Genomic DNA, 25,666 nt, shown 5'->3' on the forward strand with positions numbered 1-25,666 from the left:
CATGACCGCGACGACCCGCACTCTCGCATCCGGACCCGGTTGGCACGTGGCGGATGTCATCTGCACGGCCGGCGTCGGCGACCGGCCGTTCGAGGAATCCCATCAGGACATCTGTGTCGCCGCGGTGACAAGCGGCACGTTCCGCTACCGCGCGCAGCAAGGCACGGCGATGCTGGCGCCGGGCGCGCTGCTGCTCGGCAATTCCGGCACCTGCTATGAATGCGGGCACGAGCATGGCGCCGGCGACCGCTGCCTCTCGTTCCATTTCGGGCCGGCCTATATGGAGCGGATCGTGGCCGGCGTGCCGGGCGCCCGGACGCTCACCTTCGAGGCGCCACGCCTGCCGCCCTTGCCGGCCCTGGCGTCGTTGCTGGCCGAGGCGGAAGCCGCGCGCGAAATGGCCGACAAGGATGCCTTCGAGGAACTTTCCCTGCGCATTGCCGCTGCCGCCGTGGCCACGGTTTGCGGCGCCACGCCTGCCAGGCGCGCGCCGAGCTGTCGCGATCAGAAGAGGGTGGCGGAAGCGGTGCGGCGGATCGAACTGGATGCCGACGGGCCGATTTCGCTGTCGGCACTGGCGGATGAGGCGGCGACCAGCCCGTATCATTTCCTGCGCACCTTCCGGCAGGTCGCCGGCATGACGCCCTACCAGTTCCTGCTCAAGACCCGGCTGCACCGGGCAGCGGTGCGGCTGCACCTGTCGGACGATGCGATCTCGACGATCGCCTTCGACGCCGGCTTCAACGATCTGTCGACCTTCAACCGTCGGTTTCGACGCGTCATGGGCGAGACGCCGGGTGACTATCGCGCTCGCCTATCAAGCAGTTCCGGCATGCGTATGCCTCAACCGAGACAAGCTCAATCCGAGGTCGGCCCGCACCAGCCCGGCAGATAGTCCGCGTCCTTGCCCTTGGCGAGCGTCAACGCCTCTTTCATTGCCTTGTCGAAGTTCTTAGCCACCGCATCGCGGTCGATGCGCCGGCGCAGAAAATCCGCCCAGATGAATTCGCTGAACGGCGTCGTGTCCTTGGCAAAGCCGCCTTGCCGGCGCAACTCGCCGGCCATGCTCCGGTAGGGATCATCGATCAGTTCGCCGATTGTCTTCGGAATTGCCGAGTAATCACGGCGCCGGCCGTTCTCATCGAAGGGGTGCATCCAGCCTCTGTTGTCGAGCACGAACAGAAATGCGTCCTTGTCGAGCGCGGACAGGTCGCTGATCACGGTCACAAGCACGTCCTTGACGCCTTCCTCGAGCAGGGCGCGAGCGAGGTGATGGTGATCGGTGACGTAGTTGCGATTTTTGGGACCTAATACCACCGGCACCATGTGTTTGCCGAGAAAAGCGCCGGTCCTCTTCCTGGCGTCCTGCGCCCGGATCATCTGGCGCTTCAACGCAACTTCTCTCATGCCGACCGTTATCTGCGTTGGCCTCAGGTCCTCGACGGGAACCGGCGTGACGATGGGTTCTCGGGGGTCAATCATGGCACTCCATCCTGTTCTTGCTGCTGCTGTTTCCCCGGACCAAGTGATTTAATCGCGGCGTCGACGCTGTGGAATATGCGCTGCGTGCCGACCATTTCAGCGATGCCGAACCGCGCCAGTGCCGCCTGAGCACGCACGGATTCCAGCCGCGCTATGGCAAAGACCGCGCCAGCCTTGCGGCAATGAAGGATGGTGTCGATCAGCGCCTGCGCAGCGGTATAGTCGATTTCGACGATGTTGCTGGCCTCGAGCACGACCAGTTTCACGGTTTCGTTCCTGGCGTCGATGAGATCGCAAAGGCCGCGCTTGAAGCGGTCGGCGTTGACGAAGGACAGCGGTGCCTGAAAAGCCGCGACCAGCACGCCCGAGAGCTGTTCGCCAGCACTGGGTTTACCCGGTGGCCACCACACGGACGTGCCCGGCACCTGTTCCAACTCGATCGGCTCCGTGCGGGTGGCGCTCCAGATCCCGTGCAGCAGTGACAGGCCGATGCCCACCGCCACGCCGGTCTCGATCGGCAACACGACGATCGCCGCCATGGTGATCAGGATCAACATGAATTCGACAGGCGCCTGCCGATAAACGCTCGCGAACACCTTCCAGCGCAGGATGTGCTGGGCAACGAACATCAGAACGCCGGCAAGAGCGGCCTGGGGAACATTGGCGAGCAGACCGCCGCCAAAGGCACCGAGCGCCAGCACGATGGCCGCGGCAATAAGACCGGACAGTTGCGAGCGGCCGCGCGATTGGGAGACGATTGCGGTGCGCGGCGGGCTGGCATTGACGGCAAAGGCGCCGAACAGGCCGGAAGCGATGCTGCCGGCGCCGACGCCGATGAAATCGCGGTTGACGTCCGGGTCGCCCTGTTGCGGCACGAAGGAACGCGAGGTCGCCGCCGTCTGCACCATGACGACGATGGCGATCAGCAATGCCAGCGGAACCAGCGCTTGCACATCGTCGAGGCTGACGAGCGGCAGGCCCGGTTGCGGCAGGCCATTGGGCAAGGCGCCGAGCACTTCGACGCCGCGATCCTTGAGGCCGAAGACCGCGACCGCTGTCGTGGCAAGCACCATGCCTATCAAGGCCCCGGGGATGCGGGCGCTGATCCGTTCCGAGCAGAACACGATCGCGAACACGCCAAGGCCGAGCCCGAGGCTCCAGGGATTGGTCAGGTGGAGACTGCCGGCGATCTCACCGATACGCCGCAGGGTTTCACCGCTTTCGGAAGGCAGGCCGAGCAGTCCGGGCATTTGCGAAACGATGATGTGGACGGCAATGCCGGCCAGGAACCCTGTCGTCACCGGCACGGACAGGAGATCGGCGATCCAGCCGAGGCGAAAGACACCGCTCAGCGCCACGATCAGCCCGACCATCAGCGCCAGCATGGCCGCCAGCGCCAGATAATGCGGCGAGCCGGATACAGCGAGCAGCGCCAGGCTGCCGGCAAACAGCGGCGTGATGGTCGAATCCGCGCCGGCCGAGAGGTGACGGTTGGCGCCAAACAGGGCAAACGCCACCGAACCGGCAACAAAAGCGAAGAAGCCGACCTCGGGAGCAAAGCCGCCGAGCCGGGCCGTTGCCATCTGCTCGGGAATGGCGATCGCAGCCAGTGTCAGGCCCGCGATCAGATCGCCATTGAGATCCCGAGCCTGCCATCCGCTCAGCGCCCGCAAAGGCAACCACGAGCGCCAATTCACGGGGCTCGCGGCTTTTGCTTGGGGAATTTGGTCCATTGCCGGCTTTTGCCTTGGTGGCGGCGAAAAGCGTGATGGCCATATCGTCGCAATCTGCGGTATCCTTTTGAAATTACCACCAAAAATGACACTGGAAAAGTGCCGCGAATATTGGAGTTTCGCCCTCGCATCCTATATAAGCGGTCAGTGATTCCTGATTAGATTGTGATCCAATTTGACCGACCAAAAGACACCGCGCGGCGCCGACGGCGGCCCCACCGGCATCGAGCCGATCTCCATCATTGAGGAGATGCAGAGCTCCTATCTCTCTTACGCCATGAGCGTGATCGTCAGCCGTGCGCTGCCGGACGTGCGCGATGGCCTGAAGCCGGTGCATCGCCGCATTCTCTATGCGGCGCATGAGAGCGGCTACCACTGGAACCGCAAATATGTGAAGTCGGCGCGTCCGGTCGCCGACGTGATGGGTAAATACCATCCGCATGGCGATGCCTCGATCTATGACGCCTTGGTGCGCATGGCGCAGGACTGGTCGTTGCGCGTGCCGCTGATCGACGGGCAGGGCAATTTCGGCTCGATCGACGGCGATCCGCCCGCGGCGATGCGCTACACCGAATCGCGGCTGACCAAGGTCGCGCATGAGCTTCTGGAGGATATCGACAAGGATACCGTCGATTTCCAGGACACTTATGATGCCTCGGACACCGAACCGAAGGTCCTGCCGGCGCGCTTCCCCAATCTGCTGGTCAATGGCTCCGGCGGCATCGCCGTCGGCATGGCCACCAACATCCCGCCGCACAATCTGGGCGAAGTCTGCAACGGCGCCATTGCCATCATCGACAATCCGGCGATCGACCTGCCGGCGCTGATGGAGATCATTCCGGGCCCCGATTTCCCGACCGGCGGCATCGTTCTTGGCCGTTCCGGCATCTACAGCGCCTATTCGACCGGCCGTGGCTCCATCGTGATGCGCGGCAAGGTCAACATCGAACAGCGCGGCAATGACCGTGAATCGATCATCATCACCGAGGTTCCCTACCAGGTGAACAAGTCGTCGATGATCGAGAAGATGGCCGAATTGGTGCGCGACAAGCGCATCGAAGGCATTTCCGACATCCGAGACGAGAGCGATCGCCAGGGTTATCGCGTCGTCATCGAGTTGAAGCGCGACGCCGTCGCCGATGTCATCCTCAACCAGCTTTACCGCTTCACGCCGCTGCAGACCTCGTTTGGCGCCAACATGGTGGCGCTGAACGGCGGCAAGCCGGAAGTGATGAACCTGACCGACATGCTGAAGGCGTTCGTCTCCTTCCGCGAAGAGGTCATTACAAGGCGGACGAAATTCCTGCTGCGCAAGGCGCGCGACCGCGCCCATGTGCTGGTGGGTCTCGCCATCGCCGTCGCCAATATCGACGAAGTCATCAAGCTGATCCGCACCGCGCCCGACCCGCAGACGGCGCGCGAACAGTTGATGGAGCGGCGCTGGCCCTCGGGCGATGTCGAATCGCTGATCCTTTTGATCGACGATCCGCGCCACCGCATCAATGAGGACGGCACCTACAATCTGTCCGAGGAGCAGGCACGCGCCATCCTCGAACTGCGCCTGCAGCGCCTGACCGCGCTCGGCCGTGACGAAATCGCCGACGAGCTGAACACGATCGGCGATGAGATCAAGGACTACCTCGACATCCTGTCGTCGCGCGCGCGCGTCCAGCAGATCGTCAAGGACGAACTCGCCGCCGTGCGCGACGAGTTCGGCACGCCCCGCCGCACCGAGCTCACCGACGGCGGCGCGGATATGGAAGACGAGGACCTGATCCAGCGCGAAGACATGGTCGTGACGGTGAGCCATTCCGGCTACATCAAGCGCGTGCCGCTGTCGCTCTACCGGGCGCAGCGCCGCGGCGGCAAAGGCCGCTCCGGCATGTCGACCAAGGAAGAGGATTTCGTGACCCGGCTGTTCGTGGCCAACACCCACACGCCGGTGCTGTTCTTCTCCTCGCGCGGCATCGTCTACAAGGAAAAGGTCTGGCGGCTGCCGATCGGCAACCCGCAGTCACGCGGCAAGGCGCTGATCAACATGCTGCCGCTCGAGCAGGGCGAGCGCATCACCACCATCATGCCGCTGCCCGAGGACGAGACGAGCTGGGGCGAACTCGACGTGATGTTCGCCACCACGCGCGGCACCGTGCGCCGCAACAAGCTGTCCGACTTCGTCCAGGTCAACCGCAATGGCAAGATCGCCATGAAGCTGGAGGAGGAGGGCGACGAGATCCTCGGCGTCGAGACCTGCACCGACAATGACGACGTGCTTTTGACCGCCAGTTCCGGCCAGTGCATCCGCTTCTCGGTCGGCGACGTGCGCGTCTTCCAGAGCCGCAACTCTGTCGGCGTGCGCGGCATCACCATGGCCGAGACCGACCGCATCATCTCGATGTCGGTGATCGAACATGTCGACGCGCCGCCGGCCGAACGCGCTGCCTATCTCAAGCGAGCTGCGGCCGAACGGCGGGCTGCCGCCGGCATCGCGGCCGGCGAAGAGGAAGAGATCGCACTGACCAATGAAGAGGTCGGCGAGGAGACGGAGCTTTCCGACGAGCGCTACGAGTTCCTCAAGGCACATGAGCAGTACGTGCTGACGGTGACCGAATATGGCTACGGCAAGCGCTCGTCGTCCTATGATTTCCGTCTGACCGGCCGTGGCGGCAAGGGCATCCGCGCTACCGATGTGTCGAAAGTGGCGGAGATCGGCCGGCTGGTGGCGACCTTCCCGGTTGGCAATGACGATCAGATCATGCTGGTGTCAGACGGCGGCACGGTCATCCGGGTGCCGGTCAACGGCATCCGCTTCGCCAGCCGCGCCACCAAGGGCGTGACCATCTTCAACACGGCTGAAGGCGAGAAGGTGGTGTCGGTCGAGCGGATCTCGGAGCCGCAAGCTGACGAGGAAAGCGAAGAGATCGTCGAGGGTGGCGCTGAGTCTGCTCCGGCATCTGATACTGCTCCGGACAGCGCTGAGTAAGTCCCGGGTCAGTTTTGACATAGCAACGCCGGCCCATTGGCCGGCGCGGCAGCAAGTCTGGATTGACTTTTAGTAGTGACGATACGGCTTGCGAGGGCCGAAGCCTTCTAAGCGCTTGGTCGTCGCCCTGACGCGGACGCGTTGTGCCTCCTGATGCAGCCCAAAAACGGTGGCGATCAGCATGGCGACGGTCATTGCGGTGGCGAGCATGTAGATCAGCATGTGCGTGTTCTCCTGCGCCTTACAACGGATAGATGGGATTTTGGTTTCATCTTATTAAGGGGCAATCTAGTGAACGCTGCGTGAAGGCCTCGTGATCAGCGTGTTCATCTGTCGTTCATGTGCAGGAAAAGGTTCACGGCCTTCGCGCCAATCGGATTTGCCTTTGCGAGAGAGGCTCGCTAGAAGCACCTGCCATGACTGAACGCACCGCCCTTTATGCCGGCTCCTTCGACCCGCTGACCAACGGCCATCTCGATGTGCTGAAGGCGTCGCTTGCGGTTGCCGACATCGTTTATGCCGCAATCGGCATTCATCCGGGCAAGAAGCCGCTGTTTTCCTTCGAGGAGCGGGTGCAGTTGATCGAAACCGCCACGAAAGCCGAATTCGGCCGCGATGGCGCCCGCATCAAGGTCGTTGCCTTCGATGGGCTTGTGATTGAAGCCGCCAGGAAGCAGGGCGCCTCGATCATGATCCGTGGCCTGCGTGACGGCACCGATCTCGATTACGAAATGCAGATGGCCGGCATGAACGAGACCATGGCGCCTGAGTTGCAGACGGTATTTCTGCCCGCCAGCCCTTCGGTCCGCACCATTACCGCCACACTTGTGCGCCAGATAGCTTCGATGGGAGGCGACATCCGCCCCTTCGTGCCGGCCGCTGTTGCCGGCGCGCTCACCGCCAAATTCGCGAAATAAGCCCGGAGAAAATCCTCATGCAGCTCAAAAGGCTCGCCTCGTTTTTTGTCGTGCTCGCCGGTCTTTTGACCGCGTCCGTCTCTGCCTATGCCGCAGACCCGGAAAACACCATGATCATTACGCTAAAGGACGGCGACGTCACCATCGCGCTGCGGCCCGATCTGGCGCCCAAGCATGTCGCGCAGATCAAGAAGCTGGTGCGTGACCATGCCTATGACAATGTCGCTTTCCACCGCGTCATCGATGGCTTCATGGCGCAGACCGGCGACGTCAAGTTCGGCAACATGAAGAAGGGTTTCAACGCCCAGGCAGTCGGCACCGGCGGTTCCGACCTGCCCGACCTGCCGGCTGAATTCTCGCAGACCGAGCACTACAAGCGCGGCGTGGTCGGCATGGCCCGCTCGCAGGATCCGAACTCCGCCAATTCGCAGTTCTTCATCATGTTCGCACCGGCACCGCCGCTCGATGGCCAGTACACCATCGTCGGCAATGTCGTCAGCGGCATGGAGCTTGTTGACAAGATCAAGAAGGGTGACGAGGCCGACAACGGTACGGTCTCCGACCCCGACCGGATGATCAAAGTGCGCATCGCCGCAGACAAGTAAAATTGTCAAATAATTCTGTTTTTTGAAAAAAAGGATAACTGACATGGCTGAGATCAAGGACCGCGAGAACGCGCTCATCTTGGAAACGACCAAAGGTAAGGTCGTCATCGAACTGTTCCCCGATTTGGCCCCCGGCCATGTCGCCCGCATCAAGGAACTGGCCAGGGAAGGCGCCTATGACGGCGTGGTCTTCCACCGCGTCATCGAAGGCTTCATGGCGCAGACCGGCGACGTCAAGTTCGGCAATTCGAGCAAGCCGACGTTTGCGCCTTCCCGCGCGGGCATGGGCGGCTCGGAAAAGCCGGACCTGAAGGCCGAGTTCTCCAACGCCAACCACGGCCGCGGCACCTGCTCGATGGCCCGTTCGCAGAACCCGAACTCGGCCAATTCACAGTTCTTCATCTGCTTCGATGATGCCGCCTTCCTCAACCGCCAGTACACGGTCTGGGGCCAGGTCATCGAAGGCATGGACAATGTCGACAAGATCAAGCGCGGCGAGCCCGTGGTCGATCCCGACAAGATCGTGTCGCTGAAGGTCGCTGCTGACGTCAAGTAGGGCGAAACGACAATGATGGGCGTCGTCTGGTCGCTTCTCGGCATCCTGTCCGGCGCCTTCATTGCCATTCAGGCACCGATCAATTCGCAGCTGGCGCGCGGCCTGGGTCTCCCGGTCGCGGCGGCTGCGTTTTCGTTCCTGTCGGGCGCTGTCGTGCTCGGCATCATTTCCGTTGCGGTGGTGAAGCTGCAAGGCATCACGCTCGACTGGAAGGCGCCGGCGCCCTGGCTGTTCGTCGCCGGCGGCATGCTCGGCGGCTTCTATGTCACGCTCTCCACAATCCTGACGCCGCGCATCGGCGCCGCCGCCCTGATGGCGTTCCTGGTGGCCGGCCAGCTGTTGGCCGGTATGCTCATCGACCGTATCGGCTTCCTCGGCGTCGCGGTGCGCGAAATCTCGCTCGGGCGCGTTGCCGGTGCGGTGCTGCTCTTGGCCGGAGCGCTGCTCGTCCGGCTCTACTGATGCGCGTCGATCTCTTTGACTTCGACCTGCCGGAGGAGCGTATCGCGCTTCGCCCGGCGGAGCCGCGCGACAGCGCCAAGATGCTCGTGGTCAAACCCAGCGAGGCGCTCGACGACCGCAGGGTTGGCGACCTGCCGTCCCTGCTGAAGGCCGGCGACGTGCTGGTCTTCAACGACACCAAGGTCATTCCGGCGCAGCTCAAAGGCATCCGGCGGCGCGGCGAAGCACAGGCGCAGATCGAAGCGACGCTGCATATGCGGGTGGCGCCGGACCGTTGGCTGGCCTTCATGCGGCCGGGCAAGCGCATCGCCGCCGGCGACCGTATCCATTTCGGCCATGACGGCAATTCCTGCTTCCTTGGCCATCTCGACGCCACGGTGATCGAGAAGGGCGAGGGCGGCGAGGCGCTGCTTGGCTTCGACCTGTCGGGGCCTTTCCTCGATGAGGCGCTGCACGCGGTCGGCCACATTCCGCTGCCGCCTTACATCGCCTCGAAGCGCGACGATGACGAGCGCGACCGGGCCGATTACCAGACCATCTATGCAAGGGAGGAAGGCGCCGTTGCCGCGCCCACCGCAGGCCTGCATTTCACGCCCGAGCTGTTTGCGGCTCTCGACGCCAAGGGTGTCGAACGCCACTTCGTGACCTTGCATGTCGGCGCCGGCACGTTCCTGCCGGTCAAGGCGGACGACACCGCCGACCACAAGATGCATGCCGAGATCGGTTCGGTCAGCGAGGAAACAGCCAAGGCGCTGAACGCGGCCAAGGCGAGGGGCGGGCGCATCATTGCAGTCGGCACGACATCATTGCGCCTGCTGGAGAGTGCCGCGCGAGAGGACGGTACAGTGCCTGCATGGTCAGGCCCGACCGACATCTTCATTACGCCCGGCTACCGCTTTCGCACCGCCGACATGCTGATGACCAATTTCCACCTGCCGCGCTCGACCCTGTTCATGCTGGTTTCGGCCTTCAGCGGGCTCGACACGATGCGTGCGGCCTATGCGCATGCCATCGACAACCGCTACAGGTTTTACTCCTATGGAGACGCAAGCCTGCTTTTTCGAGCGGAGATGAGCGATGGACGATGATCTGCAAACACTTGATCGGAAAGACCTGATCGCCGAGGTGAAAAAATTGCGCGCCGGCATTCGCGCACACCGCGACACATCAGGCCATGATCTGTGCTGGCATCATCCCGATTTGTGGGATCTGCTGCCGGAGAAGACCGAGCCATCGATCGCCGTGCCGCCATGGCCCAAATTCATGCGCGGCTGCGTGCAATACCGCCAGTCGCTCGACAGACAGGCGCCTGACGCGCCGATCCACGACAAGGAATTCAATGGCTAAGCCGTTCAGCTTCAAGGTCCTCGCCACCGACGGCAAGGCGCGGCGCGGTGTGATCGACATGCCGCGCGGCGAAATCCGTACGCCGGCCTTCATGCCGGTCGGCACCGGCGGCACCGTCAAGACGATGTATATGGACCAGGTGCGTGGTGTCGGCGCCGACATCATCCTGGGCAACACCTACCACCTGATGCTGCGGCCCGGCGCCGAGCGCGTGGCGCGGCTCGGCGGCCTGCATGAATTCGCCCGCTGGCCGCATCCGATCCTGACCGACAGTGGCGGGTTTCAGGTAATGTCGTTGTCGAAGCTCAGGAAACTGACCGAAAAGGGCGTCACCTTCCGATCGCATATCGACGGCGCCGCCTACGAGATGTCGCCGGAGCGCTCGATCGAGATCCAGGGCCTGCTCGATTCCGACATTCAGATGCAGCTCGACGAATGCACGGCGCTGCCGGCCGAGCTGAAGGAGATCGAGCGCGCCATGGAGCTGTCGCTGCGCTGGGCCGAGCGTTGCAAGACGGCGTTTGGCGACCAGCCGGGCAAGGCGATGTTCGGCATCGTGCAGGGCGGCGACAATGCGGCTCTGCGGGTGCGCTCGGCGCAGGCGCTGAGCGCGATGGAGTTGAAGGGCTATGCGGTCGGTGGGCTGGCCGTCGGCGAACCGCAAGCGGTGATGCTGGAAATGCTCGAGATCACCTGTCCGGAACTGCCTGCCGACAAGCCGCGCTATCTCATGGGCGTCGGCACGCCCGACGATATCCTGAAATCGGTGGCGCGCGGCATCGACATGTTCGATTGCGTGATGCCGACGCGGGCCGGGCGGCACGGTCTTGCCTACACAAGGCGCGGCAAGGTCAATCTGCGCAACGCCCGCCACGCCGACGATCCGCGCCCGCTCGACGAGGAAAGCGATTGCCCGGCGGCGCGGGATTATTCGCGCGCCTATCTGCATCACCTGGTGCGCTCGCAGGAGGCGCTGGGCGCCATGCTGCTGACCTGGAACAATCTTTCGTATTATCAAAAGCTTATGCAGGATATCCGCGCCGCGATCGAAGCCCAAATCTTCGAAACCCGCGCGGCGGAGATTTCCGAAGGCTGGGCGAGAGGCGATATTCCGGCCGCGGTGCGGTCTTAATCGCGTTTGTCTGAGCTGTTTTTGGTGCGCAATTTTACCTGCTGGTGCCAATCTTCAAAAGTCGTCCATCCCCGCCGCTCGTTGAACCACTCAGTCTCAAGCCGATCTAATATCTTGGCGTTTTCCGGCTTGAGCATTTCAAAGCGATACCGGCGATTGGCCTCATCCAATAGCCCGCGCATTATGCCGTTATTGCTGCAATCCTCCGGAAGAGGAAACAGAGCCGCAATATGCGCCTTAATTCGGCCGATAATTCCGGGGCCGACGAAGCCGATTTCGTTGTATGCATCGCAATAGTATGCCCAAAGATCAGGGTCATTGTTCTGTATATGCTCGAGCAAGATAACGGCTTGCTCTTCATTCCATTCGACATTTCCGTTAACAACTTGCCGATGTTTCTTTATGTGTGCCGACAGCATTTCCCTACGCAAGAGTCGATTTTCGGGCTGCCACATCGAAAAGTGAAAATACCGCTCATTCGCAAATCGAAAATCAATTGCGGCAGCGCGGTAGTGTTTTCGATGGAGACCGGGAAACAATTTCTCAATGAATAAACAAATGCGATCGTTCAACGCGCTCGAAATGAACCCATTATTGCTCTCGGCATCAACATAGGCCTGCCACTCGTCAGGACAACGTTCCTTGTAGGATGTGATGATGAGGTTGATCTCCTCTGGGGTCCATTCCTTGATCCCTAAAATTCGACCCGGAAAGGTCTCGCGAGTTTTGAAAGGAATCGATGCAACCTCTTCGCTTTCAGGCATAGCGTCTCTCATTTCCAGTGAATAACTAGGCCTTACATTTTTACGGCTAACGAATGAACGAAAGTTCATCATCCAGAACACGAGCATCAAGAGCGCTGTAAGCCAAACAGCGGAAAAAATCGTTGCCTGAGTGACGGCGAAATCAAACCCCCTCATGCAATTCACACAATAACGTCGTTGCCGAGAACATCACCACCATAGCACATCCATATTTTGTGATCATGGTTCAAGTGAGTATTCTGCGATCCGACAAGGCAATGGGTCGTATGCCGTCGATGTGGTTACGGCTCCGCGACATGCTACCCACACCATCTGAATCTTGATGACCTTCAAGACGTTCTGAACATCAATACGCGTTGAATGGAGCCTCAGGTGCTGAGCGAGTTCGACGCCCGCAGGCTGCAGCCGGTGATCTGGAACGTGCCGTCGGGCTGCTGCTGCAGCGTATAGACCGCCTCATAATCCTTGCCGTCGGGGCCGACGATCAGCACCTGCTGGACAATCGAACCCGGGCCGGTCTGCTCGACCTTGCCGAAGGCATAGGACTGCGGCTTGCGCACCGGCGGGTAGCCATTGGTCACCATATTCATGAAGGCATCGACGGTCGGGAAGACCTGTTTCACGTTCGGGGCGGCGAAGCTGTAGGCCTTGGCGCCGTCATCGGCGATGAGGGCCTTCAACTGACCGTCGATGACAGCCTGGCCGGCCTTGACCTCGGCATCGCCGGCAAACGCCGAGGATGCCAGCATGACGAACGCGAATGCGAAAAAGGCGCGGCGCATGGCCTGTCTCCACTGTCCCTCGAAAGATGCCTCCGGAAAAAGCTGTTCCAGGACACATTCTAACATACGCGTGACGGCGCTCCACGGTTTCAGCGGCCGAGAATATTCGTCTCGCCGAGGCGGATGCCTATGCTTAAGCTTCCTTTAAGGCGGGGCGCTCATCGTGAACCCCTGGGGGAGAGAGCGAGCAACCCATGGGACGAATGATGTTCGCGCAGCCTGTCAGCCGGCGCCTTTTGCTCGGAGGTGCCGCCAGCCTTGCGGCTCTGGCACCGCTGCCGGCCTGGGCAGGGATCGCGCCGACGGTCACGGAAGTGGCCTTCGATCCGGCGATACCGGCACTTGGCAATCCGCAGGGGGATGTGACCATTGCCGAATTCGTCGACTACCAGTGCCCGGTGTGCAAGCTCGTCTTTGTCGAATTGAAGAAGCTGATGGCCGAGGATCACGGCATCCGGCTGGTGATGAAGGACTGGCCGATCTTCGGTGACGTCTCGCGCGACGCGGCGCGGATGGCATTGTCGGCCGGCCCATATTACTCCGCCGCCGTCGATGCGCTGATGGGCAACGAAATTGGGCTTTCCGCGCATCGCACCGACGACATTCTCGACGCGATCGGTGTCGATGTCGCCGGCGCGCGTACCGGTCTCGCTGCCCGTCAGTTGGAGATCGACGCGCTTCTGTCGCGCAACGATGCCCAGGCAACGGCCTTCAGGCTGCAGGGCACCCCGGCGCTGGTGATCGGCGGCAGGCTGTTCAAGCGCGGCATGCCGGTTGCGGAGCTGCGCGAGGCCGTGGCCAGGGCCCGCGCCGGCTAAGCGCGGATTCCAGTGCTTGAAAGGCCGCGTCCAGTCTGCCAGAAGGGCCGCTTGGACTTGGACGTTTAGCGGGACGAAGCCATGAAGGCGTTTTTCGTGCAGATCAAATGCGAGCTCGGCAAATCCTATGAGGTTGCCAGCGCGCTTGCCGACGCCGAGATTGCCTCGGAAATCTACTCCACCGCCGGCAATTACGATTTGCTCGCCAAATTCTATGTCGATGACGAGGAAGATGTCGGCCATTTCGTCAACGAGAAGGTGCAGATTCTCCCCGGCATCAAGGACACCTTCACGGTCGTCACCTTCCGCGCCTTCTAGCCAGAAATGCATCTGCCCGGGCACGAGGCAAAGCCTGATCAAGGTCATATTTCGGCTGCCTCAATTTTAGGCAGGCGCAACATACTGATCGTCCGGATCTCCCAAATCGCCGATTGCGCTTGATTTTCTCCGGCGACGCCAGTGAAATGGCGTCACAGGGGAGTATGCGATTGGCAGCGTTTGATGAAATGCTTCCGGAAGTCTCCGGATTGAGAAGACCATATTCGGCTTATGATCGCTGGCTGAAGGAGCAGGATCCAGCCAGGCTTACCGAGAAGATGCAGGACGCCGAACGCGTCTTCCGCAAGACCGGCATCACCTTCGCCGTTTATGGCGAGCAGGAGGCGTCCGAACGGCTGATCCCGTTCGACATCGTTCCACGCATCATTTCAGGCAATGAATGGCGGCGCCTGACGCAAGGCATCGAGCAGCGCGTGCAGGCACTCAACGCCTTTCTCGACGATATCTACCATCGTCAGGAAATCCTGCGCGCCGGTCGCGTTCCCAGGGAATTGATCGCCAAGAACGAGGCCTTTTTGCCGGAGATGATCGGCGTGAGGCCGCCGGCCGGCGTCTATACCCACATCATCGGCGTCGATATCGTGCGCATCAGTGAAGACGAGTTCTACGTGCTGGAAGACAATGCACGCACGCCGTCCGGTGTCTCCTACATGCTGGAGAACCGCGAGACGATGATGCAGCTGTTCCCCGAGCTGTTCCAGAAGATCAAGGTGCGGCCGGTCGAAAACTACCCGCAACTGCTGCGCCAGTCGCTTGCTGCGGTGCGGCCGCAGAGCACCAAGGGCGCGCCGACCATCGCGGTGCTGACGCCCGGCAGTTTCAACTCCGCCTATTTCGAACACGCCTTCCTCGCCGACCAGATGGGCGTGCAATTGGTCGAGGGCCAGGATCTGCGGGTCGTCGACGGCCATGTCGCGATGCGCACGACCGAAGGCTACAAGCAGATCGACGTGCTTTACCGCCGCGTGGATGATTCCTTCCTCGACCCACTGACCTTCAGGCCGGATTCGGCCCTTGGCATACCCGGCATCATGGATGTCTACCGGGCCGGCAACATCACTATCGCCAATGCGCCGGGCACCGGCATCGCCGATGACAAGGCGATCTATTCCTATATGCCCGAGATCGTCGAATTCTACACTGGCCGCAAGGCGATCCTCGGCAACATCCCGACCTGGCGCTGTTCGGAGCCGGACAGCCTGAAATACGTGCTCGAGCACATCCATGAACTGGTGATCAAGGAAGTGCATGGCTCCGGCGGCTACGGCATGCTGGTCGGACCGGCCGCGACCAAGAAGGAGTGCCAGGATTTCGCAAAGAAGCTGGCGGCAAAGCCTTCCAACTACATCGCCCAACCGACATTGGCGCTGTCGACCTGTCCGATCCTGACAGACAAGGGACTGGCGCCACGCCACGTCGATCTCAGGCCCTACGTGCTGGTTTCCGACCGCATCCAGATCGTGCCTGGCGGCCTGACGCGCGTGGCGCTGAAGGAAGGCTCGCTAGTCGTCAATTCCTCGCAAGGCGGCGGCACCAAGGACACCTGGGTGCTGGATGATTGATTTTCATGTGAAGGTTTTTGGATGCTTTTAGGCCGGACCGCCAACGGACTGTACTGGATGAACCGCTACATTGAGCGGGCTGAAAACATGGCGCGTTTGGTCGATGCGGGATTGCGTATGGCGCTGACCCGCACCCAGAGCGCGTCTGAAGAGTGGAATTCGGTGCTGCTCAGCGCCGGCGCCGACGTCGCTTTCAAGCAGAAGTATTCGGACTATACGGCGGCTGATGTCGCCGATTTCCTTTTGCGCGACACCTCGAACCCGTCGAGCACGATGTCGTCGATCGAGACCGCCCGCAACAATGCCCGCATGGTGCGCACCGCGCTGACGCGCGAGACCTGGGAAAGCATCAACGAAGCCTGGATGTCGCTGAAGCGGATGCTGGCCAGGCCGATCGACGAGCGTGACCTGCCAAGCGTCCTCGATGCGATCAAGCGCGAGACGGCACTGATCCGCGGCTCGTTCTACGGCACCATGCTGCGCAACGAGATCTTCGACTTTTCGCAGCTCGGCACCTATGTCGAGCGCGCCGACAATACGGCGCGCATCCTCGATGTGAAATATTACGTGCTGTTGCCGTCCATCTCCTGGGTCGGCTCGACACTCGACAACTATCAGTGGGAATCGATCCTGCGCTCGGTGTCGGCGCACCGCTCCTATCGCTGGGTCTATGATGCCGACTACAAGCCGACCAACATCGCCGATTATCTGATCCTCAATGTGCGCATGCCGCGTTCGCTGACCTTCTGCTATCGCTTCCTGTCCGAGCATCTGAAATTCCTCAGCGACGACTACGGTGAACGTCATGCCTGCCACGCAACGGCGGAAAAGACGCAGGCGATGCTGAGGGCAGGGTCGATCAAGGACATATTCGACGCCGGGCTGCACGAATTCCTGGCCAACTTCATTCGCGACAACACCAAGCTCGGCGACGAGATCGCGCAAGATTACCGGTTCAATTGAGCATGATCCCGAAAAGTGGGCTCCGGTTTTCGGGCGAGATCATGCTCACAAACGGAAAATAGACATGCGGCTCAAGATCACCCACCGGACCGAATACCGATATGACGCGCCGGTGCAATATCTGCTGCAGCGGCTGCGATTGCTTCCTGTCAGTGGATCGACGCAAACCGTTCTATCCTGGGCGCTGACGATCGAAGGTGCACGCGAAGAGGTTCGATTTGTCGACCATTTCGGCAACGATACGCGGCTGTTGAGCGTCGAGGGCGAGCGCGACTTCATCACGGTCGAGGCAGCAGGCGAGGTGGTGACGCGCGACACCGCAGGCGTCTCCGGCCCGCACCAGGGCTTTACGCCGCTCTGGCTATACAGCCATGAAACGCCGCTAACGACGATCGGCGATGGGATTCGCGAACTCGCCGCCTCGGTCGGCAAAGGAACCGATATCGAACGGCTTCACAGGCTGATGGCTGTGATCGGCGAGCGTGTCATCTACACGCCCGGCACCACCAATGCGGCGACACCGGCCGAGGAGGCCTTGGCGCTGAAAACCGGTGTCTGCCAGGATCACACCCACATCTTTGCCGCCGCGGCGCGCTGCATGGGCTTTCCAGCCCGTTACGTCAGCGGCTATCTGATGCTGGATGCGACCGTGGAGCAGGCGGCAAGCCATGCCTGGGCCGAAGCGCATGTTTATGGGCTGGGCTGGGTTGCCTTCGATGCGGCAAACGGCATTTCGCCTGACGAGCGCTATGTGAAGGTGGCAACTGGCCGGGACTACCGCGATGCCACGCCGGTGTCGGGAATTCGACTGGGACAGGCGGAAGAACAGCTTGCGGTCACCGTCACGGTAGAGCAGTAATCCGGCAAGGATTGCCGCCAGAAGAGATTCCATGACCTATTGCGTCGGCCTCAAGATCGATAGGGGGCTCGTGTTCATGTCGGACACGCGCACCAATGCCGGCATGGATTCGATCTCGACCTTCAAGAAGATGCATGTCTGGGAGGAACCCGGCGAGCGCGTCATCGTCTTGATGTCGGCGGGCAATCTGGCGACGACGCAGGCCGTGGTCAGCTTGCTCGAAGAGCGCACCAAGGCGGTGGCGGATCGCCGCGCGACATTGCTCGAAACGCCATCCATGTATCAAACGGTGCGGCTGGTCGGCGATACGGTCAAGGAAGTGATCGCGCACTCTTCGCCCGCCGGTGAGAAGGCCGATTCCTATTTCAACGCCTCCTTCATCCTGGGCGGGCAGATCAAGGGCAGTCCGCCGCGGCTGTTCATGATCTATCCCGAGGGCAATTTCATCGAATCGACCGACGACACGCCGTTCTTCCAGATCGGCGAGACCAAATACGGCAAGCCGATCATCATCCGCGCCTATGAGCGGACCATGAGCCTGGCTGAAACGGTGAAGTTGTTGCTGGTGTCGTTTGATTCGACGCTGAAGTCGAACCTGTCGGTCGGCCTGCCGCTCGACCTGCTGTTCCTGGAGAAGGATGCTTTCAAGGTTGGCCTGAAGAAGCGGATCGGTCAGGACGACCAGTATTACCGCACGATTTCAGATGGCTGGTCGAATGCGTTGAAGACGGCCTTTGCCAGCCTGCCGGATTTTCCGGGGTAGTCCGCGGCTCGCCGCCCGGTTGCAGTTGCAAATATTTCACGTGTTAATTAATATCTGACCCTGAAGAGCCAGCGGCAACGACTGGCGGCGAAAGGTCATGTCGGGAGGACAGGATGAACAATGATGAGTTCCGACAATGGTCGCAGCGCGCCGCCGACTGGGGCGCCGACTATCGCGAGACGTTGCGCGAACGGCCGGTACGGCCACTGGTCGAGCCCGGCGACATTTTCAGGAGCATAGAAGCGTCGCCACCCGAAGACGCCGAACCGATGGACAAGATCTTCGCCGACTTCGAGGAGAAGATCGTGCCGGGCATGACGCACTGGCAGCATCCGCGCTTCTTTGCCTATTTCCCGGCCAACGCGGCGCCGGTCTCGGTGTTGGCCGAGTACCTCGTCTCGGCAATGGCCGCGCAATGCATGCTGTGGCAGACCTCGCCGGCAGCGACGGAACTCGAAACACGCACCGTCGACTGGATGCGCCAGGCGCTCGGCCTGCCCGAAGGGTTCTCCGGCGTCATCCAGGATTCGGCGTCGTCGGCGACACTCAATGCTGTGCTGACCATGCGCGAGCGGGCGCTGGACTGGCAAGGCAACAAAAAGGGACTGGCTGGGCAGGGGCGGCTGCGCATCTATTCCTCGGATCAGGTGCACACGTCGATCGACCGGGCGATCTGGGTCTCGGGCATCGGCGAGGACAATCTGGTGCGCATTCCCGTCAGCGGCCGCTTTCGCGCCATGGACACCGCTGCCCTGGAAGCAGCCATCGTGTCCGACCGGCAAGCCGGGCTGCTGCCGGCGGGCATCATCGCTTGCGTCGGTGGCACCAGCACCGGCGGCACGGACGATATTGCAGCGGTCGCGGCGGTCGCCAAGCGGCATGGGCTCTACCTTCATGTCGATGCCGCTTGGGCCGGGTCGGCGATGATCTGCCCGGAGTACCGGCATTTCTGGACCGGAGTCGAAGGCGCCGATTCGATCGTCTTCAATCCGCACAAATGGCTCGGCGCGCAGTTCGATTGCTCGATCCAGTTCCTGCGCGACCCAGAAAGCCATGTCCGGACGCTGGCGATCAAGCCGGACTATCTGAAGACGCATGGTCATGACGGCATCATCAACTATTCCGAATGGTCGGTGCCGCTCGGTCGGCGCTTCCGAGCCCTGAAACTGTGGTTCCTGCTCCGCGCCCACGGGCTGGAAAACCTGCGGGCGATGATCCGCAATCATGTCGCGTGGAGCGAGAGCCTTGCCATGCGGCTGGCAAAAGAGCCTGATTTCGAGATCGTCAGCGAGCCGATGCTGTCGCTGTTTTCGTTCCGGCACAAGGCGGCCTCAAGCGCTGATGCCGACGCGCACAATCTGCGACTGGTCAATGCGATCAACGACGATGGCCGCATCTACCTGACGCAGACGAGGGTCGACGGGCAGGTGGCGATCCGCTTCCAGGTCGGCCAGTTTGAAGCTAAGGCGCAAGATGTCGATGCAGCGTTCGAGGTGATTTGCGAATGCGCAAGGTCACTTGTCGCCTGACAACAAAGCATGTGAATACGCAGAGGGTCACCGCACTGCTTTAGAGGGCTATGTGAGCGCGAAGGGTGGGAAAACAACAGAAAGCCTGACGGGTGTCTGGCACGGGCGATATTTTTATCCGCGTGACCTGGAACCGGTCTCGTTTGTCGCGACGCTGATCGAGACCGCTACAAGGCTCACGGGCGCAGTTCACGAGCCCGCGCCTTCGTTGGATGATTCGATAGCTTACGCGACGATACTGGGAGACCGCGCAGGGACCATCGTCACTTTCGTGAAGACATATGACAACGTCAAACGGAACCCACATGCGGTCGAATATAACGGTGTTCTGAATGGTGATGCCACGGAGATCGAGGGCACTTGGCGGATCAGGGGCTACTGGTCCGGCACGTTCGTGATGATACGTTCGCGCGGCAAGGCGGTGTCCGTTTCCCGGAAAGCCGTCGAACGGGTCTGACACGCCAAGTCGGCATTGCGCCGCGGTTTGCCTTTACAAACAGCGAATTCCATTAGCCGGCTTATGCCTTTCCATCTCTTTCGTTTTCAGCTATAGACAAGAAAAACGAAAACGGGAGGTCGCTCTATGTATCTGTCGCCACGCCATGCCGAGATCATCCAGATGGCCAAGGATCATGGCCGCGTGCTGGTCGACGATCTGGCCACGCATTTCAACGTGACGCCGCAGACCATTCGCAAGGATCTCAACGATCTCTGCGACCAGCGGCTGCTTTCGCGCATCCATGGCGGGGCATTGTTCCCTTCCGGAATCGAAAACATGGAGTATGAGGCCCGGCGCAAGATCGCGGCGGACGAGAAGGAAGCGATAGGCCGTGCGGCGGCCAGGCTGATCCCCGACAACGCCTCGCTGTTCATCAACATCGGCACCACGACGGAAGCGGTCAGCAAGGCGTTGCTCGATCACAATGGCCTGATGGTCATCACCAATAATATCAATGTTGCCAATAGGATGCGCATATATCCTTCAATCGAGGTGGTGATCGCCGGCGGGGTGGTGCGCGGTTCGGATGGCGGTGTCGTCGGCGAGGCGGCAGTCGATTTCATCAGGCAATTCAAGGTCGACTATGCCGTTATCGGCGCCTCTGCCATTGATCATGACGGCGCCTTGCTCGATTTCGATTTTCGCGAGGTGAAGGTGGCGCAGGCGATCATCGCCAATGCCAGGCATGTCATCCTGGTTTCCGACCAGACCAAGTTCGAACGCACGGCGCCGGTGCGCATCGGCCATTTGTCACAGGTCAACACCTTCATCACCGACCGTTGCGACATCCCGTCGGTGCGCAAAATCTGCGAGGAGGCGGAGGTTCAACTGATCGAGACGTCGCTCGGCTAGAGGCCCCCAAGAACGCCGATCACGGGCGCGCGACATTTCGTTTGACATTCGTTCTCATTTCGAAATAATCCCGATACGGTTTCGTAAAAACCTAAAAATGCTGCAATGCGAAATCGCGGGAGGATTTTGTGGACGCATCCCCGATCCATGACATTTTCGTCATCGGCGGCGGTATCAACGGCTGCGGCATTGCCCGCGACGCCGTCGGGCGCGGCTTTTCGGTCTTCCTTGCCGAAATGAACGATCTGGCCAGCGGAACCTCCTCCGGCTCCACCAAACTCATCCATGGCGGCCTGCGCTATCTCGAATTCTATGAGTTCCGCCTGGTGCGCGAGGCGCTGATGGAGCGCGAGGTTCTGTGGAGGAACGCGCCGCACATCATCTGGCCGATGCGCTTCGTGCTGCCCTATGCCAAGGGCCTGCGTCCGGCCTGGCTGATCAGGCTTGGCCTGTTCCTCTACGACCATATTGGCGGGCGCAAATTGCTGCCGGCGACCAGGACGCTCGACATGGCAAGCGATCCGGCGGGCAAGCCTTTGAAACCCTTGTTCAAAAAGGCTTTCGAATATTCCGACGGCTGGGTCAATGATGCGCGGCTCGTGGCGCTCAACGCTCGCGATGCCGCTGACCGGGGCGCAACGATCCGGACTCGCACCAAGGTTGTCGGCGCGCGCCGCGAAAACGGCCTTTGGACAATTAAGATCGAAAACCTGCGGAGCGGCGAGACCGAAGAGATCAAGGCGCGGCTGCTGGTCAACGCGGCCGGACCGTGGGTCGATCATGTGCTTTCCGGCGTCGTCGGCCTGAACGATGTGCACAATGTCCGCCTGGTGCAGGGCAGCCACATCGTCATCGCCAAGAAGTTCGACGACCCGCGCGCCTATTTCTTCCAGAACAAAGACGGGCGCATCATCTTCGCCATTCCCTACGAGGAAGAGTTCACACTGATCGGCACCACCGACCAGGATTATCCCGGCGATCCGCACGATGTGAAGATAAGCGACACCGAGATCGACTATCTCTGTGCCGCCGCCAGCGAATATTTCGCGCAACCGGTCAAGCGTTCCGACATCGTCTGGACCTATTCGGCCGTGCGTCCGCTCTACGACGACGGCGCCTCCAAGGCGCAGGAGGCGACGCGCGACTACGTGCTGAAGGCCGATGGCGGCGAGGGTGCCGCCCCGATCGTCAATGCCTTCGGCGGCAAGATCACCACCTATCGCCGGCTGTCGGAATCGATGCTGGAAAAGATCGAAGGTTTTCTCGGCAAGCGTGGCAAGCCGTGGACATCAGATGCGCCGCTGCCCGGCGGTGATTTCCCGGCCACCGGTTTCGACGCGCAAGTGGCAAAGCTGAAGACGGCCTATCCGTTCCTCGATGCGCGCCTCGCCCGCCGGTTGACGCGGCTTTACGGGACGCGCGCTCAGGCTCTGCTTGGCCTTGCCAAGTCGAATGCCGAGCTCGGCCGCAATTTCGGCGGCGATCTCTACGAGGCGGAAGTGCGCTATCTCGTTGAAAATGAATGGGCCGTCACATCAGAAGATGTACTGTGGCGGCGGACCAAGCGCGGCCTGCATCTCAGCCGCGAGCAGGTCGCGGCACTCGACGAATTCATGCAAGGCATAAGCCGGCGACATGTCGCGGCCGCCGAATGAAGAGGGTTTAGAGCTGATGCAGAAAGCCTGGGAGGAGGCGTCATGCTTGAATTGAGGAACGTCACCAAGACGGTCGGTGCGGTCGAGCACATCCGCGACGTGTCGCTGACGCTGCAGCACGGCTCGCTCAACGTTCTGCTCGGGCCGACGCTTTCCGGCAAGACCAGCCTGATGCGGCTGATGGCCGGCCTCGATGTGCCGACCTCGGGCTCGGTGTGGTTCGACGGCCAGAACGTTACCGGGACGCCGGTGCAGAAGCGCAAGATCGCCATGGTCTACCAGCAGTTCATCAACTATCCGGCGATGACCGTCTATGAGAACATCGCTTCGCCGCTCAGGGTGGCGGGTGTCGAGCAAGCCAAGATCGACAGCCAGGTGCGCGAGGCCGCAGGGTTGCTCAAGCTGACGCCGTATCTCGACCGCACGCCGCTCAGCCTGTCCGGCGGCCAGCAGCAGCGCACCGCGCTGGCGCGCGCCATCGTCAAGAATGCCAGCCTGGTGCTGCTCGACGAGCCGCTGGCCAATCTCGACTACAAGCTGCGCGAGGAATTGCGCGCCGAATTGCCGAGGATTTTTGCTGCCGCCGGCACCATCTTCGTCTATGCCACCACTGAGCCTCATGAGGCTCTGCTGCTCGGCGGCAACACGGCGACGCTGTCGGAAGGCCGCATCACCCAGTTCGGTCCAACCATCGACGTCTTCCGCAAGCCGGTCGACCTGGTAACGGCGAGGACCTTCGCCGATCCGCCGCTCAACACCATCGTGCTGGCCAAGAAGGGTAGCGACTTCCTGCTCGAAGGCGGGGTGAAGCTGCCGGTGCCGTCCGAACTCGTCGGCATTGCCGACGGCAACTACACGATCGGTTTTCAGCCCCATCATCTGTCGCTCGAACGGCCCAACGCCTTGGCCGTGCCGGTGCGGGCCAAGGTCACCATCACCGAGATCACCGGGTCCGAGAGCTTCATCCATCTCGACTTCGCCGACGTGCGCTGGGTGATGTTGACCCATGGCATCCGCGATCTCGAGATAGACGAAGTGGTCGAGGTGTTCATCGATCCGCGTCACATCATGGTCTTCGACGAGCACGGCCGCGCCGTGACCGCGCCGAAGCTGGCGGCATAGGAGGGCGATATGGCGCGCATCGACGTTAACCATGTCAGGCATTCCTACCTGCCGAACCCGCAGAAGGATGCCGATTTCGCATTGCGGGAAGTGCATCACACTTTCGAGGATGGCGGCGCCTATGCGCTGCTCGGGCCGTCCGGCTGCGGCAAGACCACGCTGCTCAACATCATTTCGGGGCTGCTGCATCCCTCGCACGGCCAGTTGCTGTTCAACGGCAGGGACGTGACCAATCTGTCGACACAGGAACGCAACATCGCACAGGTGTTCCAGTTCCCGGTCATCTACGACACCATGACAGTCTACGACAATCTGGCCTTCCCGCTGCGCAATCGCGGCGTGCCGGAAGCCGACGTCGATCGCAAAGTGCGCGAGACGCTGGAGATGATCGATCTGGCGTCCTGGGCGAAGAAGAAGGCGAGGGGCCTGACCGCCGACCAGAAGCAGAAGATATCGCTCGGCCGCGGACTGGTGCGCTCCGATGTCAACGCCATCCTGTTCGACGAGCCGCTAACCGTCATCGACCCGCATATGAAATGGGTGCTGCGTTCGCAGCTCAAGCAGCTTCATCGCCGCTTCGGCTACACCATGGTCTATGTCACCCACGACCAGACCGAGGCGCTGACCTTCGCTGACCAGGTCGTGGTCATGTATGATGGCGGCATCGTCCAGATCGGCACGCCGGCGGAACTGTTCGAGCGTCCGCGCCATACTTTTGTGGGCTATTTCATCGGCTCGCCCGGCATGAACGTCATGCCGGTGGCGATCGAAGGCAAGACGGCGACGCTCGGGTCGCAACGGATCGAATTGCCGGGCGCACCCAAAGCCGTCGGCGGCGCTGTCGAACTCGGCATTCGGCCCGAATATGTGCGGCTTGGCCGCGACGGCATGGCTGTTTCAATCAACAAGGTCGAGGATGTCGGCCGCCACAAGGTGGTGCGTGCCAAGCTCGAAGGCCGCGACATCGCCGCCGTCATCGGCGAGGACGAGACCGTTCCCGCCGAACCGAAGGTGCGGTTCGATCCGGCCGGCATCAACATCTATGCCGATTCCTGGCGCGTCGAGATGGGGGCATAGATGGACAAGACCTGGAACAACAAGGCCTGGTTCCTGGTGCTGCCGGTGCTGGTGCTGGTGGCTTTCACCGCCGTCATCCCGCTGATGACGGTCGTCAACTATTCGGTGCAGGACACGTTCGGCAACAATGTCTTCACCTGGGCCGGCACCGAATGGTTCGAGGAACTCCTGTCGTCGAGCCGCTTCTGGGAAGCGATGGTCCGCAACCTGATCTTCTCCTTCATCATCCTGGCGATCGAGGTGCCACTCGGCATCTTCATCGCGCTCAACATGCCGAAAAGAGGCTGGGGCGTGCCGGTCTGCCTGGTGCTGATGTCGCTGCCGCTGCTGATCCCGTGGAACGTCGTCGGCACCATCTGGCAGGTATTCGGACGCAACGACATCGGGCTGCTTGGCTATTACCTCAACGCGATCGGCATCGACTACAATTACGTGCAGGATCCGTTCGATGCCTGGGTAACGATCATCGTCATGGATGTCTGGCACTGGACCAGCCTCGTCGTGCTGCTCTGTTATGCCGGACTGGTCTCGATCCCTGACGCCTTCTACCAGGCGGCCAAGATCGACGGCGCCTCGCGCTGGGCGGTGTTCCGCTACATCCAGCTGCCGAAGATGCAGCGCGTGCTTTTGATCGCCGTGCTGTTGCGCTTCATGGACAGTTTCATGATCTACACCGAACCCTTCGTCGTCACCGGCGGCGGGCCGGGTAATTCGACGACCTTCCTGTCGATCGACCTCGTCAAGACGGCGCTCGGCCAGTTCGACCTTGGTCCGGCGGCCGCGATGTCGCTGGTCTACTTCCTCATCATCCTGTTGTTGTCTTGGGTGTTCTACACCGTGATGACCAACTACGACGCGGAGCGCTGAG

The 25,666-nt window shown here is 61.4% G+C and carries 27 protein-coding genes; 22 read left to right on the top strand and 5 right to left on the bottom strand.

What is annotated here, in order from left to right; translation table 11 throughout:
- Window position 1: 1 nt before the first annotated feature.
- Window positions 2-895: a helix-turn-helix transcriptional regulator gene (locus AC1D05_RS09675; RefSeq protein ID WP_477440372.1), complete on the top strand. Its 894-nt coding sequence runs from the start codon at window positions 2-4 to the stop codon at window positions 893-895.
- Here the strand turns inward: AC1D05_RS09675 and AC1D05_RS09680 are convergent.
- Window positions 859-1,482 carry a ParB-like protein gene (locus AC1D05_RS09680; protein WP_477220394.1) on the bottom strand — a complete coding sequence of 208 codons (624 nt, stop codon included), beginning with the start codon at window positions 1,480-1,482 and terminating at the stop codon, window positions 859-861. The two genes, AC1D05_RS09675 and AC1D05_RS09680, sit on opposite strands and share 37 nt — an antisense overlap.
- Complete coding sequence (locus tag AC1D05_RS09685) at window positions 1,479-3,179, bottom strand: SulP family inorganic anion transporter (protein WP_477440374.1); 1,701 nt, start codon at window positions 3,177-3,179, stop codon at window positions 1,479-1,481. Before AC1D05_RS09685 ends, AC1D05_RS09680 begins: the two co-directional genes overlap by 4 nt.
- Window positions 3,180-3,390: 211 nt before the next feature.
- On the opposite strand from AC1D05_RS09685, the gene gyrA reads away from it, so the two are divergent.
- On the top strand, window positions 3,391-6,195 hold the full coding sequence (gene gyrA, locus AC1D05_RS09690; RefSeq protein ID WP_477440376.1) for a DNA gyrase subunit A: 2,805 nt from the start codon (window positions 3,391-3,393) through the stop codon (window positions 6,193-6,195).
- A 69-nt stretch (window positions 6,196-6,264) separates the two neighbouring features.
- Here the strand turns inward: gyrA and AC1D05_RS09695 are convergent, their stop codons facing one another.
- Entirely contained in the window at window positions 6,265-6,417 is a 153-nt protein-coding gene (locus AC1D05_RS09695; RefSeq protein ID WP_172228706.1) for a hypothetical protein, read from the bottom strand.
- Between the two features lie 194 nt (window positions 6,418-6,611).
- Between AC1D05_RS09695 and coaD the strand changes: the two genes are divergently transcribed.
- The 7 genes from coaD to tgt are packed head-to-tail and all read left to right on the top strand — an operon-like array spanning window position 6,612 to window position 11,214.
- A complete protein-coding gene (gene coaD, locus AC1D05_RS09700) occupies window positions 6,612-7,112 on the top strand; it encodes a pantetheine-phosphate adenylyltransferase (RefSeq protein WP_477440377.1) in 501 nt (166 codons plus the stop codon).
- A gap of 17 nt (window positions 7,113-7,129) precedes the next feature.
- On the top strand, window positions 7,130-7,717 hold the full coding sequence (locus AC1D05_RS09705; RefSeq protein WP_477440379.1) for a peptidylprolyl isomerase: 588 nt from the start codon (window positions 7,130-7,132) through the stop codon (window positions 7,715-7,717).
- Window positions 7,718-7,760: 43 nt separating this feature from the next.
- Window positions 7,761-8,273: a peptidylprolyl isomerase gene (locus AC1D05_RS09710; RefSeq protein ID WP_023696509.1), complete on the top strand. Its 513-nt coding sequence runs from the start codon at window positions 7,761-7,763 to the stop codon at window positions 8,271-8,273.
- A gap of 12 nt (window positions 8,274-8,285) precedes the next feature.
- Window positions 8,286-8,735 carry a DMT family transporter gene (locus tag AC1D05_RS09715; protein WP_477220400.1) on the top strand — a complete coding sequence of 150 codons (450 nt, stop codon included), beginning with the start codon at window positions 8,286-8,288 and terminating at the stop codon, window positions 8,733-8,735.
- Entirely contained in the window at window positions 8,735-9,823 is a 1,089-nt protein-coding gene (gene queA / locus AC1D05_RS09720; protein WP_477440380.1) for a tRNA preQ1(34) S-adenosylmethionine ribosyltransferase-isomerase QueA, read from the top strand. Before AC1D05_RS09715 ends, queA begins: the two co-directional genes overlap by 1 nt.
- Window positions 9,813-10,082 carry a hypothetical protein gene (locus AC1D05_RS09725; RefSeq protein WP_477440382.1) on the top strand — a complete coding sequence of 90 codons (270 nt, stop codon included), beginning with the start codon at window positions 9,813-9,815 and terminating at the stop codon, window positions 10,080-10,082. The genes queA and AC1D05_RS09725 overlap by 11 nt, the downstream gene beginning before the upstream one ends.
- Complete coding sequence (gene tgt / locus AC1D05_RS09730) at window positions 10,075-11,214, top strand: tRNA guanosine(34) transglycosylase Tgt (protein ID WP_477440384.1); 1,140 nt, start codon at window positions 10,075-10,077, stop codon at window positions 11,212-11,214. Before AC1D05_RS09725 ends, tgt begins: the two co-directional genes overlap by 8 nt.
- Here the strand turns inward: tgt and AC1D05_RS09735 are convergent.
- The gene (locus AC1D05_RS09735) at window positions 11,211-11,978 is read right to left on the bottom strand and encodes a hypothetical protein (protein WP_477440386.1); all 768 of its coding nucleotides are present in this window, start codon (window positions 11,976-11,978) and stop codon (window positions 11,211-11,213) included. The genes tgt and AC1D05_RS09735 overlap by 4 nt on opposite strands.
- A 368-nt stretch (window positions 11,979-12,346) precedes the next feature.
- Complete coding sequence (locus AC1D05_RS09740) at window positions 12,347-12,760, bottom strand: DUF4864 domain-containing protein (protein WP_477440388.1); 414 nt, start codon at window positions 12,758-12,760, stop codon at window positions 12,347-12,349.
- Window positions 12,761-12,954: 194 nt separating this feature from the next.
- Between AC1D05_RS09740 and AC1D05_RS09745 the strand changes: the two genes are divergently transcribed.
- The 13 genes from AC1D05_RS09745 to AC1D05_RS09805 all read left to right on the top strand — a co-directional run bounded on the left by AC1D05_RS09745 (window position 12,955) and on the right by AC1D05_RS09805 (window position 25,665).
- Entirely contained in the window at window positions 12,955-13,578 is a 624-nt protein-coding gene (locus tag AC1D05_RS09745; RefSeq protein ID WP_477440390.1) for a thioredoxin domain-containing protein, read from the top strand.
- An 81-nt stretch (window positions 13,579-13,659) separates the two neighbouring features.
- Window positions 13,660-13,896, top strand: a complete 237-nt coding sequence (locus AC1D05_RS09750) for an Lrp/AsnC family transcriptional regulator (protein WP_010909609.1) — start codon at window positions 13,660-13,662, stop codon at window positions 13,894-13,896.
- A gap of 170 nt (window positions 13,897-14,066) precedes the next feature.
- A complete protein-coding gene (locus AC1D05_RS09755; protein ID WP_475450674.1) occupies window positions 14,067-15,479 on the top strand; it encodes a circularly permuted type 2 ATP-grasp protein in 1,413 nt (470 codons plus the stop codon).
- A gap of 21 nt (window positions 15,480-15,500) precedes the next feature.
- On the top strand, window positions 15,501-16,442 hold the full coding sequence (locus AC1D05_RS09760) for an alpha-E domain-containing protein (protein ID WP_477440392.1): 942 nt from the start codon (window positions 15,501-15,503) through the stop codon (window positions 16,440-16,442).
- Window positions 16,443-16,506: 64 nt separating this feature from the next.
- Complete coding sequence (locus tag AC1D05_RS09765; protein WP_477440394.1) at window positions 16,507-17,301, top strand: transglutaminase family protein; 795 nt, start codon at window positions 16,507-16,509, stop codon at window positions 17,299-17,301.
- 31 nt (window positions 17,302-17,332) lie between these two features.
- Complete coding sequence (locus tag AC1D05_RS09770) at window positions 17,333-18,064, top strand: proteasome-type protease (protein WP_172228726.1); 732 nt, start codon at window positions 17,333-17,335, stop codon at window positions 18,062-18,064.
- Between the two features lie 113 nt (window positions 18,065-18,177).
- Entirely contained in the window at window positions 18,178-19,593 is a 1,416-nt protein-coding gene (locus tag AC1D05_RS09775; protein ID WP_477440396.1) for a pyridoxal phosphate-dependent decarboxylase family protein, read from the top strand.
- Window positions 19,594-19,645: 52 nt separating this feature from the next.
- Window positions 19,646-20,050: a hypothetical protein gene (locus tag AC1D05_RS09780; RefSeq protein WP_477440397.1), complete on the top strand. Its 405-nt coding sequence runs from the start codon at window positions 19,646-19,648 to the stop codon at window positions 20,048-20,050.
- Between the two features lie 126 nt (window positions 20,051-20,176).
- The gene (locus tag AC1D05_RS09785) at window positions 20,177-20,944 is read left to right on the top strand and encodes a DeoR/GlpR family DNA-binding transcription regulator (protein WP_172228732.1); all 768 of its coding nucleotides are present in this window, start codon (window positions 20,177-20,179) and stop codon (window positions 20,942-20,944) included.
- Between the two features lie 128 nt (window positions 20,945-21,072).
- Window positions 21,073-22,599 (top strand): glycerol-3-phosphate dehydrogenase, encoded by a 1,527-nt coding sequence (gene glpD / locus AC1D05_RS09790; protein ID WP_477440399.1) that lies wholly within the window; start codon window positions 21,073-21,075, stop codon window positions 22,597-22,599.
- A 42-nt stretch (window positions 22,600-22,641) separates the two neighbouring features.
- Complete coding sequence (locus AC1D05_RS09795; RefSeq protein WP_477440401.1) at window positions 22,642-23,721, top strand: ABC transporter ATP-binding protein; 1,080 nt, start codon at window positions 22,642-22,644, stop codon at window positions 23,719-23,721.
- Window positions 23,722-23,730: 9 nt separating this feature from the next.
- Window positions 23,731-24,798, top strand: a complete 1,068-nt coding sequence (locus AC1D05_RS09800; protein WP_477440403.1) for an ABC transporter ATP-binding protein — start codon at window positions 23,731-23,733, stop codon at window positions 24,796-24,798.
- Complete coding sequence (locus AC1D05_RS09805; protein WP_477440405.1) at window positions 24,799-25,665, top strand: carbohydrate ABC transporter permease; 867 nt, start codon at window positions 24,799-24,801, stop codon at window positions 25,663-25,665.
- Window position 25,666 lies beyond the last annotated feature (1 nt).

The sequence above is a fragment of the Mesorhizobium sp. P2_E9 genome, assembly GCF_056403815.1.

Bases quoted from the DNA above. Each gene is read 5' to 3' on its own strand.
- AC1D05_RS09795 (WP_477440401.1), top strand. From the start codon at position 22,642: ATGCTTGAATTGAGGAACGTCACCAAGACGGTCGGTGCGGTCGAGCAC.
- AC1D05_RS09735 (WP_477440386.1), bottom strand. From the start codon at position 11,978: ATGCCTGAAAGCGAAGAGGTTGCATCGATTCCTTTCAAAACTCGCGAG.
- AC1D05_RS09765 (WP_477440394.1), top strand. From the start codon at position 16,507: ATGCGGCTCAAGATCACCCACCGGACCGAATACCGATATGACGCGCCG.
- AC1D05_RS09770 (WP_172228726.1), top strand. From the start codon at position 17,333: ATGACCTATTGCGTCGGCCTCAAGATCGATAGGGGGCTCGTGTTCATG.
- AC1D05_RS09680 (WP_477220394.1), bottom strand. From the start codon at position 1,482: ATGATTGACCCCCGAGAACCCATCGTCACGCCGGTTCCCGTCGAGGAC.
- queA (WP_477440380.1), top strand. From the start codon at position 8,735: ATGCGCGTCGATCTCTTTGACTTCGACCTGCCGGAGGAGCGTATCGCG.
- coaD (WP_477440377.1), top strand. From the start codon at position 6,612: ATGACTGAACGCACCGCCCTTTATGCCGGCTCCTTCGACCCGCTGACC.
- AC1D05_RS09705 (WP_477440379.1), top strand. From the start codon at position 7,130: ATGCAGCTCAAAAGGCTCGCCTCGTTTTTTGTCGTGCTCGCCGGTCTT.
- tgt (WP_477440384.1), top strand. From the start codon at position 10,075: ATGGCTAAGCCGTTCAGCTTCAAGGTCCTCGCCACCGACGGCAAGGCG.
- AC1D05_RS09740 (WP_477440388.1), bottom strand. From the start codon at position 12,760: ATGCGCCGCGCCTTTTTCGCATTCGCGTTCGTCATGCTGGCATCCTCG.
- AC1D05_RS09750 (WP_010909609.1), top strand. From the start codon at position 13,660: ATGAAGGCGTTTTTCGTGCAGATCAAATGCGAGCTCGGCAAATCCTAT.
- AC1D05_RS09775 (WP_477440396.1), top strand. From the start codon at position 18,178: ATGAACAATGATGAGTTCCGACAATGGTCGCAGCGCGCCGCCGACTGG.
- AC1D05_RS09710 (WP_023696509.1), top strand. From the start codon at position 7,761: ATGGCTGAGATCAAGGACCGCGAGAACGCGCTCATCTTGGAAACGACC.
- AC1D05_RS09745 (WP_477440390.1), top strand. From the start codon at position 12,955: ATGGGACGAATGATGTTCGCGCAGCCTGTCAGCCGGCGCCTTTTGCTC.
- AC1D05_RS09805 (WP_477440405.1), top strand. From the start codon at position 24,799: ATGGACAAGACCTGGAACAACAAGGCCTGGTTCCTGGTGCTGCCGGTG.
- AC1D05_RS09715 (WP_477220400.1), top strand. From the start codon at position 8,286: ATGATGGGCGTCGTCTGGTCGCTTCTCGGCATCCTGTCCGGCGCCTTC.
- AC1D05_RS09760 (WP_477440392.1), top strand. From the start codon at position 15,501: ATGCTTTTAGGCCGGACCGCCAACGGACTGTACTGGATGAACCGCTAC.
- AC1D05_RS09800 (WP_477440403.1), top strand. From the start codon at position 23,731: ATGGCGCGCATCGACGTTAACCATGTCAGGCATTCCTACCTGCCGAAC.
- AC1D05_RS09675 (WP_477440372.1), top strand. From the start codon at position 2: ATGACCGCGACGACCCGCACTCTCGCATCCGGACCCGGTTGGCACGTG.
- AC1D05_RS09695 (WP_172228706.1), bottom strand. From the start codon at position 6,417: ATGCTGATCTACATGCTCGCCACCGCAATGACCGTCGCCATGCTGATC.
- AC1D05_RS09785 (WP_172228732.1), top strand. From the start codon at position 20,177: ATGTATCTGTCGCCACGCCATGCCGAGATCATCCAGATGGCCAAGGAT.
- AC1D05_RS09725 (WP_477440382.1), top strand. From the start codon at position 9,813: ATGGACGATGATCTGCAAACACTTGATCGGAAAGACCTGATCGCCGAG.